Source organism: Rhodococcus sp. WAY2 (assembly GCF_009859915.1).
Classification (GTDB): domain Bacteria; phylum Actinomycetota; class Actinomycetes; order Mycobacteriales; family Mycobacteriaceae; genus Rhodococcus_F; species Rhodococcus_F oxybenzonivorans.
On record NZ_CP046572.1, the window covers coordinates 5,394,803 to 5,404,738 of the forward strand.

Sequence of the window (9,936 nt, forward strand, 5' to 3'; positions counted from 1 at the left end):
CTCTACCGTCCGAGACATGAGGATCCTGCACACGTCGGACTGGCACATCGGACGCACGTTCCACGGAGTGGATCTGCTCGCCGATCAGTCCCGGGTGCTCGACTCGATCGCCGCACTGGTCCGCGAGTATTCGGTGGACGTCGTGGTGGTTCCCGGCGACGTGTACGACCGCTCGATTCCCAGTGCGGACGCCGTCACGGTGTGCAACCGCGGTTTCGAGGCGATCCGCGACGCCGGTGCCGTCATCATTGCCACGTCCGGCAACCACGACTCCGCCGCGAGGCTGGGCGCGGGCGCCGCCTTCTCCCGGGCGGGCGGTCTGCACCTGATGACCACGGTGGCCGGCATCACCTCCCCCGTCGTGCTGGACGAGGAGCACGGTCCCGTCGCGTTCTACGGGATTCCCTACCTGGAACCGGAGATCACCCGCACTCAGCTCGGCGTCCCCGCTGCCCGATCGCACGCGGACATTCTCGATGCGGCCATGGATCGTGTGCGCGCCGACCTCGACGCCAGGGCCGCCGACGCACCGGGTATGAGGTCGGTCGTGCTGGCTCATGCCTTCGTGGTGGGGGCCGAGGCCACAGGGTCGGAGCGGTCCATCTCGGTCGGTGGGGTCGAGACCGTGTCGGCGTCGGCGTTCGGCGACGTCGACTACGTCGCGCTGGGCCATCTGCACTCACCGCAGACGCTGGCCGAGCACATCCGGTACTCGGGGTCGCCGCTGCCGTACTCCTTCGGTGAACGCACCCACCGCAAGGCCGTCTTCCTGGTCGACCTTGCCGCGGATGGGCTCCGCCGTGTCGAGCGGGTGGATCTGCCCGTGGTCCGAGGGCTACGACAGCTCACCGGCACCTTGGCAGAGTTACTCGAAGACGAGCATTTCCAGGACGCGGAGGAGTGCTACGTGTCGGCGGTCCTCACCGATCCGCAGCGCCCCGTCGACGCCATGCGCTCTCTGCAGACCCGATTTCCGTTCGCCGTCCACCTGGAATGGCAGCGACCGGCAGGCACCGAGGATCTGCGGTATCGCGAGAAGGTACACGGGCGCAGCGACGTACAGATCACCCGCAGCTTCCTGACCGATGTACGCAGCGAGCCGTCCCCGCGCGAGGTCCGCCTCGTGGAGGCCGCGCTCGGTCATGCCGACCGTGCCGGGGAAGACACGGCCGGAGTCGTGGTGCTGGAACAGTCGGCATGAGACTGCATCGACTCGAAGTCGAGGCGTTCGGACCGTTCGCGAATTCGGTCGAGGTCGATTTCGACCGACTCGGCGCCGACGGCCTCTTTCTGTTGCACGGGCAAACCGGTGCGGGCAAGACCACGGTGCTCGACGCGGTGGCCTTCGCGCTGTACGGCACCGTTCCCGGTGCGCGCAAGGACGGGAAGCGGCTCCTCTCCGACCATGCGCCGGCCGGTTCCGTGCCGACGGTGACACTCGAGGTGACCATTTCCGGTCGCCGCCTCCGGCTGGTCCGCAGTCCCGAATTCGAACGCCCGAAACGTCGCGGTTCGGGAACGATCAAGGAGAACGCCAAGGCGACTCTCACCTGGCTGGACGGGCGAGGAGAACACCTGTCCCGAATCCCCGACATCGCCGAGGAGATCGGCCGGTTGATGGGGATGAGCGCCGACCAGTTCTTCCAGGTGGTGCTCCTTCCGCAGGGTGAGTTCGCCCGATTCCTGCGTGCCGACAACGAAGAACGCGGACAGCTCCTCGAGCGGTTGTTCGACACCACCCGGTTCGGGACGGTGGAGGAGTGGTTCCTGAACCGGCGGCGAGCGAGCGCTCATGACCTGGACGAGCATCAGCGTTCCATCGACGTGCTGATCGCCAAGGTCGCCACGGCAGCCGGTATCGAGGGCGGTGCGGACGCCGATCCTGTCACCTGGGCGCACAAACTGGAGGAAGAGGCGCGCGCCACCCGCGATGTTGCCGTCGATGAGCTCGAGAAGGTCAAGTCGGACGCGGCCCTGACGCGAGATGCTTTGGCGCAGGCCCGCCGAGTCCTCGAACTCCAGAACCGGCGTGCCCGGGCAGAGGCCGAACTCGCCGCCTACGAGGCCGGAGCTTCGGAACGGGCGGTTCTCGCCGCCGAGGTCGCCGCAGCACGGCGGGCGGAGCCGGTTGCCGTCGTCGTCCGCGAAGCGGACGTTGCCCGCGACAAGGCGGCGACCGCGGCGCGGCGGGTTGCCGCCATCGCAGACCGGCTGTGTTCGACGGCAGGTGGCGCCGAGGTGGTCGAGCAATTGTCGTGGCCGCCGAACAGTGAAGAGCGTGAACATCTTCGAACCTGCATCCGGTCGTGGCGCGACGATGTCGTCCGCCTCGACGGTGTGCTCGCAGAGGCGGAAGTGGGGGACCGGCTCGAAGTCGAACTCGGCCGGCTGCGCGCCCGGGAAGTCGGGCTGGCCGACACCCGCGCGGACCTTGCCCGCGAACGCGAGGAGCTGCCCGGCGCCATTCGGGTCGCGGAGCGAGCGCTCGACGAGGCCGAGAAGGCTCGTGTGTCGTTACCGGGGCTCGAGGATGTTCGTGCTCGCGCGGCCGACGCCGCCGCGGCCGCCGCAGAGCTTCGGCAGTGCCGTGACCGCCGCGACGCACTCGAGCGCGCCGTGCTCGACGCCCGGCGAACACACCAGGATGCCCGCGAACACTGGCTGACGCTCCTGCAGCGCCGGATTCTGGGGATGGCCGCCGAACTCGCGGGCACGCTCGAGGACGGTCAACCGTGCCAGGTGTGCGGTTCGGTGGAGCACCCCGACCCCGCGGCGGAGTCCGAACTGTCGGTCACCAAGGCAGATGAGGATGCGGCCCTCGCAGCGGAACAGAAGGCCGCCGCGAAGGTGAACACTGCGGCGGAGGCTCTGGCAACGGCAGACCGCACAATCGACGTTCTGGTCCAGCGTTGCGGGGACGGCGACGCCGACCACCTCGGGGCCGAACTCGCCTCCGCGCAGGCGGCACTGCGCCATGCGAGCGACCTCGGCGAGCAGGCCGCGTCGCGGGCCCGTCATCTCGGTGAGCTCCGCGACCGTGAGACGCAACTGCACACTCGTTCGCACGACCTTGCGGTCGAGGCTGCCACTGTCGCCGAGAAATTCACCTCGGGTGCCGCGCAGCTCGAGGAGATCCGGGCGCGGGTGCGTGAGGCCGCAGGCGAGGACGAGAGTCCCGCGGCCCGCCGCGCCCGCATCGCGGTGCTGGCGGACGCCGCGTCCGAACTGCTCGACGCCCGGGACGAGGGAGCAGCCGCCGAGTCCTCAGCCCAGGAACTCGCCGCGAAGGCCGAATTACTCGCTCGCGAAGCAGGATTCGACCGAACGAGCGACGCGGTGGCGGCGGTGCGTCCCGTTGCCCGACAGGACGAGATCGACGCCCGACTCACCGCTGCCCGTGATGCCGAGGTGGGTGCCCGCCGAATACTCGCCGAACCGGAGATCGCCGCGGTCGCGGATGCTGCGCCGGTCGACCTGGTGTCCGTCCAGCAGGCACACGACGCCGCAACGGAGGCGGTCGACGTCGCGGTGGCGGTGGCGTCGGAGGCCGAACGACGACTACTCGACCTCGAGCGTTTCGTCGGCCAGCTCGAGAGAGCTGCCGCGGCCATCGCCCCGATGCAGGCGGAACACGAGGAACTGGCCGCCCTCGCCGAGGTGATCGCCGGTCGTGGTCAGAACTCACGCAAGATGTCGCTGCGCTCCTATGTGCTCGCTGCCCGGCTCGAGGAGGTCGCGGTCTCGGCGTCCGCCCGGTTGAGCCGGATGTCCGCTGGCCGCTACTCGTTCGTCCACACCGACGAGGCCGGCCCGCGTGGGCGTCGTGGTGGCCTCGGACTCGACATCCGCGACGACTACACCGGCGTCGTGCGGTCGGCGAAGACGCTGTCCGGCGGCGAGTCGTTTCTTGCCTCGCTGTCGCTGGCCCTCGGTCTCGCCGACGTGGTCGCGGCGGAGTCCGGCGGCGTCGTCCTCGACACCATGTTCATCGACGAAGGGTTCGGCACCCTCGACGCCGACACGCTCGACTCGGTGATGGGCGTGCTCGACGAACTACGGGACGGTGGTCGCGTGGTCGGTATCGTCAGCCACGTCGACGAGATGCGTCAGCGAATCCCCAGTCGCCTCCACGTGATTCGTGGACGCACCGGCTCGACGCTCGAGGTGATTGCGGGCTGAGCGCCGATCACTCGGCCTGCGGTGTGATCGCTTTGGGAGCGATACCTTTCGGAGCGACTGCAGCCTCGTCGATCGTCACGCCCTCCCGCTCGGCATCGTCGATGTCCTCGTCGGCGGCGACGTCGTCGGGGATGTTGGCCTCGGCACTCTTCTCGTCGATCTGTTCGCCGATGTAGCGCACTACGACGGCGGCCACGGCGGCGGTAGGCACCGCGAGGAAGGCTCCGACGATGCCGAATACCGACCCGCCCGCGGTGACGGCGAGCAGCACCACGACCGCGTGCAGTTTCATGCTCTTGCTCTGCAGGACCGGTTGGAGCACGTTGCCCTCGATCTGCTGAACCACCAGGATGATGATCAGGACGATCACTGCGGTGGTGAGCCCGTTGGCCACCAAGGCAACGAGGACGGCGAGGGCCCCGGCGACGAAGGCACCGACGATCGGGATGAAGCCACCGATGAAGGTCAGGATCGCGAGGACCGGCGCGAGGGGCACCCCGAGGATGAGTAGTCCGGCGCCGATGAACACCGCGTCGATGAGGCTCACCAGCGCCTGCGTTCGGATGAATCCGCCGAGGGTGTCCCACATCCGGCCGAGCACGACTTCGAGGTGTCGGCCGGCGCGGCCGCCGCTCACCGAGTGGAGCCAGGGGATGAAGCGCGGTCCGTCCTTGATGAAGAAGAACGACAGAACCAGCACCAGGCCGAGGGTGAGGAGCAGTGAGCTCGCGGTGCTGACGCCGGTGAAGACGCCGGACGCGATGACCGTTCCACTTTCCTGGACCTTCGCGATGATGGTGTGGATACCCTCGTCGATCTGGTCGTCCTTGAGGTTGATCGGCGGACCCTGCAACCAGTCCTGCACCTGGTTGATGCCCTCGGTGGCCTTGTTGGCCAGCTCAGGAGCCTGGCTGACCACCGAGGGCACGATGCCGGCGATGATGCCCGCGAGCACCGCGATGAACAGGACGAGTGTGGTCGCGGCGGCGGCCGCCGGTGGAATGCCTCGTTTGCTCATTGCCCGCGTCGGCGGCCACAGCACGGTGCACACGACGATCGCGAGGAGCACTGGGAGGACGATCACCCAGAGCTTCTCGATGATCCACCCGAACAGCAACGCTCCCAGCGCGATCGCAACGAGAACGAGCGACCACTTGGCCAACCACATACCGCCGAGCCCGATGAGATGCCCGCGATCGGGTTTGGTGATCTCCTGCCCGGGCGCTGCCGGGGCTTCCTGCTCCGCCACAGTTGGTCCTCCCTCGTCTCACAGACATATCCGCCGTATCGCCCCGGTCCGCGAGGGCGGACCGGTGACGGCACTGACCGCGTGTGCCGACTGCCCGTCCAGCCGATCGTACTGACAGCGCCGCCGTGTGCGGTCAGCAGCAGCGGGCACCCGGATTCGCGTCGGCGTCGGCGTACCGGGCGCGCCAGTACTCGCGTTCGCTCGGAACGGCTGCACCGGGATGACATCGGCGGAGGTGGTCGACATACCGGGAATAGTCGTGATCGCCCATCAACGAGCCCGTCCACCACCAGGCCGTCCGGAGAGCTCCGACAACCCTATTCGTCATGGTGATGCGCCTTTCCGGTGACCGCGTGGGCCGCACCGGGCGCGCGCACGACGCCCTCGGCGATCAGGTCGTTCCATTCCTTCTCGAGCCCCTTCTCGGCGGTGGTGGGCACGAAACCGGCGGGTGCGAAGATCTTGGACTGCTGCTCGGGCGACTCGGTGGTGGGTAGACCGCCGGCCCGGAACGCCTTGATGCACACGAGCAGTCCGGCAGCCACCACGACCAGGACCAGTCCGGCGAAGACGATCGACAGTGTTCCCTGGATGAAGGTGTTGCGGATGACCGCGTCGATGGCGTCCGGTGTCTTCGCCGAACCGAAGCTCGTCTTCCCGGCTTCCTTGGCGTCCTTGAAAGCGGCGTGCTGGGACCAGTAGCCGATGGAGGTGTTGCCCGAGAAGATCTTCTGCCACGACGCCGTCATCGTGACGATCAGGTCCCAGACGAGCGGCACCCCGGGAATCCACGCCCACTTGAAGAGGCCCTTCTTCATGACGACGGCGAGGACCACGGTCAGGGCGATGGCAGCGAGGAGCTGGTTGGCGATTCCGAACAGCGGGAAGAGTGTGTTGATGCCGCCGAGCGGGTCGGTGACTCCCATGAGCAGGATGGCACCCCAGAGTCCGACGACAGCCAGCGAGCACACCCAGGCGCCGACGCGCCACGACGGATCCTTGAACTTGCGGGCCGGTCCCCCGAAGTTGCCGAGGGAATCGGAGAGCATGAAGCGGGCGACACGAGTACCGGCGTCCACCGTGGTGAGAATAAACAACGCTTCGAACATGATCGCGAAGTGGTACCAGAACGATTTGAGCGCAGTACCCCCGAGGAATTGGCTGAGCACCTCCGACATGCCGAAGGCGAGTGTGGGTGCACCGCCGGTGCGCGAGATGATCGATTCCTCACCGACGTTCTCGGCGGCTTCCGACAGGGTGCCGGGGGAGATGTCGGGACTGGTCAGTCCGAGCCCGTTCACGTAATCGGCTGCGGTCTCCGGAGTTCCACCGGTCAGGGTGGACGGGGCGTTGAGGGCGAAGTACAGGTGCTGATCGATGATGCAGGCGGTGACGAGCGCCATGATGGCGACGAACGACTCGGTGAGCATGCCGCCGTAGCCGATGAGGCGGGTCTGCTTCTCCTTCTCCAGCAACTTGGGGGTGGTGCCGGACGCGATGAGCGCATGGAAGCCGGACAGCGCGCCGCACGCGATCGTGATGAACAGGAACGGGAAGAGCGATCCGGCGAACGCGGGGCCGTTTCCCTGGATCGCGAAGGTGGTGACGTCCGGCATCTTGATGGTGGGTCGGGCGACGAGGATTCCGACTGCCAGAAGAACGATCGTGCCGATCTTCATGAACGTCGACAGGTAGTCGCGCGGTGCGAGTAGAAGCCACACGGGCAGGACCGACGCCGCAAATCCGTAGGCGATCATCAGCCACGCGATGGTGACCTTGGACAGTGTGAACCAGTCGGCGCCCCAGGAGGTGTCGGCGACCCAGCCGCCGGCGACGATGGCGGCGAGCAGGAGGACCACGCCGATGAGAGAAACCTCCGCCACCTTGCCGGGTCGGAGGTATCGCAGGTAGACGCCCATGAAGAGGGCGATCGGGATGGTCATCGCGATGGAGAAGACACCCCAGGGGCTTTCGGCGAGCGCGTTGACGACCACCAGGGCCAGGACGGCGATGAGAATGATCATGATGACGAACACGCCGATCATGGCGGCGACACCACCGACCAGTCCGAGTTCGTCCCGTGCCATCTGCCCGAGGCTGCGCCCGCGCCGTTTCGTCGAGATCCACAGGACGAGGAAGTCCTGCACGGCACCGGCGAAGACGACACCGATGATGATCCAGAGGGTGCCGGGTAGGTAGCCCATCTGCGCGGCGAGTACTGGGCCGACGAGTGGTCCCGCACCGGCGATGGCGGCGAAGTGGTGCCCGAAGAGCACCCGCCGATCCGTCGGCATGTAATCCTTGCCGTTCTCCAGAATTTCGGCCGGTGTCGCCAGATCGTCACGGGGTTTGACGATCCTGCTCTCGATCAGCCGCGCATAGAAACGGTAGGCGATGAGGTAGGTGCAGACGGCAGCGACCACGAACCACACGGCACTGATGTTCTCGCCGCGGACGAACGCGATCATCGCCCACGCGATGCCGCCGAGAATGCCCAGGACGATGAAGACGATCCGTGCCGTCGGGGAAATCGGGGTGCGGTCCACGACTCCCACCGGTGGCAGATCGGGGTCCGTCCTCAGATATTCGACCTCGGGTTCGGGGGCGGCTTTCACAGCCATCTCGATCTCCTTTCCAGCGTTCCCGCCGTCATTGTGTGGCAGGGGAACGGTGTGGGCACGGCTTCCGGTGTCATGGCCTCCGTCACCCTATTGCCCCCACATTGCCAGTGTGAGCCGACCCGGGAAATGTCGCCCGTTTATCTGAGCGCGAACCCGGGCAGGCTGAAGGAAGAGCCCGGCACTTCGACGGCTCGCCCGCATCCGCGCGGCGGAGCGCCGGAACTGCCGGACCCGAGGAGCTTCGTCGAACGGAGACACGCGATGAGTGAGACCGTGCTCGTATGCCTGCCGTATGCCGGTTCCGGTGCGTCGTTCTTCCGAGGGTGGCGGAGTTTCGCTCCGCGAGGGCTGGAGGTCGCGCCGCTGCAATTACCCGGGCGCGAGGAGCGGTTCGTGGACCCTCCTCTCACCGAGGTCGCGGAGGCCGTCGACGACCTGCTGCCCCGGGTGCTGCCGATCGGGCAAGGTGCGGAGCGGGTCGCGATCTTCGGTCACAGCCTGGGCGCGGTCCTTGCCTATGAGCTTGCCCATCGACTCGCCGGTCAAGGCGGTGTGCCGCTCACCCATCTGTTCGTGAGCGGGTCGCCCGGTCCGGTGACGGTCCGGGAGATACGTGCCTCGCTCCTGGATGACGAGGGTTTCCTCGCGCAGGTAAACGAACTCGCCGGTTACTCGCACCCGGCGTTGGAGAATCCCGAACTGCGGGAACTTCTCCTTCCGGTCCTCCGCGCCGACGTCGAGATGCACGAGAACTACCGGCCGCCGCCGCATCCGCTGCTGGACATCCCGGTCACCGCGCTTCGTGGACGCGAGGATCATCTCGTCAGCGCCGAACAGGCAGCGCAGTGGAAAGAGGTCACCACCGGCGAGAGCACGGTCGTGGAACTCGACGGTGGTCACATGTACCTCACCGACCATCCGCATGCCCTCCTACGACTCGTCGCGTCCCGCCTCTCGGTCACCGAACCGCGATGAGCCCCTCTCTGGAAGGCAAGACCGCCGTCGTCACCGGTGCCGCGCGGGGCATCGGACGCGCCTGTGCGATCGACTTCGCTGCGGGCGGGGCGGACGTGATGTTGCTCGACGTGTGCGGGGACATTCCGGGTGTTCCCTACCCACTGGGCTCCACGAGCCAGCTCGAGTACACCGCCGACCTGTGCCGCGGACACGGAGTTGCGGTGCTGACGCGCGCGGTGGACGTGCGGGTGCGCAGCGAGATCGACGCTGCCGTCGACGCGGCACACGAACGTTTCGGCCACGTCGACGTATTGGTCAACAACGCGGGAATCGCGGCACCGTCGGGAACGCTCGTCCACGAGATCGACGAGGACGAATGGCAATTGATGATCGACGTCGACCTCTCGGGGGCGTGGCGGGCGATAGCGGCCACGGGCCGGATCATGGTGGCGCAGCGCAGCGGCAGCATCATCAACATCAGTTCCACCGCGGGCATCGTCGGGTACAGACGCTTCGCCGGTTACGTTGCCGCCAAACACGGATTGGTCGGCCTGACTAAGGCCGCCGCCTTGGACTATGCGCCCAGTGGTGTCCGCGTGAATGCGCTGTGCCCCGGATCGGTCCGCGACAGTCCCGCCTTCGAAGGCCGGATGCTGGCCGAGATCGCTCGATCGCTCGGCATTCGAGTGGAGGAGCACGAGTCCGTGTTCGTGCAGTCGCAGCCGAACAATGCACTCATCGATCCGGAGGATGTTGCTGCGGCTGCCCGGTGGCTCGCGTCCGACGAATCACGGTGGGTCACCGGATCGGTCGTCACGGTCGACGGCGGCTTCTCGGCGCGGTGACGCGGACCATCCAGGGGCAGGTCCGCGGTGCGCCCGGGCGCTTCTCGGCAGGCGCCTCGGAACGTTTCTTCGGTAGAATCGACCC

Annotated in this window: 7 protein-coding genes; 4 read left to right on the forward strand and 3 right to left on the reverse strand. The window is 67.3% G+C overall.

Annotation, left to right across the window (positions count from 1 at the left end):
• Positions 1–16: 16 nt before the first annotated feature.
• Positions 17–1,201, forward strand: coding sequence for an exonuclease SbcCD subunit D (locus GFS60_RS24360; RefSeq protein ID WP_159925250.1), 1,185 nt, complete (start codon positions 17–19; stop codon positions 1,199–1,201).
• Entirely contained in the window at positions 1,198–4,179 is a 2,982-nt protein-coding gene (locus GFS60_RS24365; RefSeq protein ID WP_159925252.1) for an AAA family ATPase, read from the forward strand. The genes GFS60_RS24360 and GFS60_RS24365 overlap by 4 nt, the downstream gene beginning before the upstream one ends.
• 7 nt (positions 4,180–4,186) lie before the next feature.
• On the opposite strand, the gene GFS60_RS24370 is transcribed toward GFS60_RS24365, so the two are convergent.
• The 3 genes from GFS60_RS24370 to GFS60_RS24380 all read right to left on the reverse strand — a co-directional run bounded on the left by GFS60_RS24370 (position 4,187) and on the right by GFS60_RS24380 (position 8,049).
• On the reverse strand, positions 4,187–5,428 hold the full coding sequence (locus GFS60_RS24370) for an AI-2E family transporter (RefSeq protein WP_159925254.1): 1,242 nt from the start codon (positions 5,426–5,428) through the stop codon (positions 4,187–4,189).
• Between the two features lie 133 nt (positions 5,429–5,561).
• The gene (locus GFS60_RS24375; protein WP_159925256.1) at positions 5,562–5,756 is read right to left on the reverse strand and encodes a YbdD/YjiX family protein; all 195 of its coding nucleotides are present in this window, start codon (positions 5,754–5,756) and stop codon (positions 5,562–5,564) included.
• Positions 5,746–8,049 (reverse strand): carbon starvation CstA family protein, encoded by a 2,304-nt coding sequence (locus tag GFS60_RS24380; RefSeq protein WP_159925258.1) that lies wholly within the window; start codon positions 8,047–8,049, stop codon positions 5,746–5,748. Before GFS60_RS24380 ends, GFS60_RS24375 begins: the two co-directional genes overlap by 11 nt.
• A 261-nt stretch (positions 8,050–8,310) precedes the next feature.
• On the opposite strand from GFS60_RS24380, the gene GFS60_RS24385 reads away from it, so the two are divergent.
• Positions 8,311–9,024 carry a thioesterase II family protein gene (locus GFS60_RS24385; RefSeq protein ID WP_159925260.1) on the forward strand — a complete coding sequence of 238 codons (714 nt, stop codon included), beginning with the start codon at positions 8,311–8,313 and terminating at the stop codon, positions 9,022–9,024.
• Positions 9,021–9,851, forward strand: a complete 831-nt coding sequence (locus tag GFS60_RS24390; protein WP_159925262.1) for an SDR family oxidoreductase — start codon at positions 9,021–9,023, stop codon at positions 9,849–9,851. The genes GFS60_RS24385 and GFS60_RS24390 overlap by 4 nt, the downstream gene beginning before the upstream one ends.
• Positions 9,852–9,936 lie beyond the last annotated feature (85 nt).

Excerpts from the sequence above, each read along its gene's own strand:
- GFS60_RS24390 (WP_159925262.1), top strand. The coding sequence starts at position 9,021 with ATGAGCCCCTCTCTGGAAGGCAAGACCGCCGTCGTCACCGGTGCCGCG.
- GFS60_RS24385 (WP_159925260.1), top strand. The coding sequence starts at position 8,311 with ATGAGTGAGACCGTGCTCGTATGCCTGCCGTATGCCGGTTCCGGTGCG.
- GFS60_RS24375 (WP_159925256.1), bottom strand. The coding sequence starts at position 5,756 with ATGACGAATAGGGTTGTCGGAGCTCTCCGGACGGCCTGGTGGTGGACG.
- GFS60_RS24380 (WP_159925258.1), bottom strand. The coding sequence starts at position 8,049 with ATGGCTGTGAAAGCCGCCCCCGAACCCGAGGTCGAATATCTGAGGACG.
- GFS60_RS24360 (WP_159925250.1), top strand. The coding sequence starts at position 17 with ATGAGGATCCTGCACACGTCGGACTGGCACATCGGACGCACGTTCCAC.
- GFS60_RS24365 (WP_159925252.1), top strand. The coding sequence starts at position 1,198 with ATGAGACTGCATCGACTCGAAGTCGAGGCGTTCGGACCGTTCGCGAAT.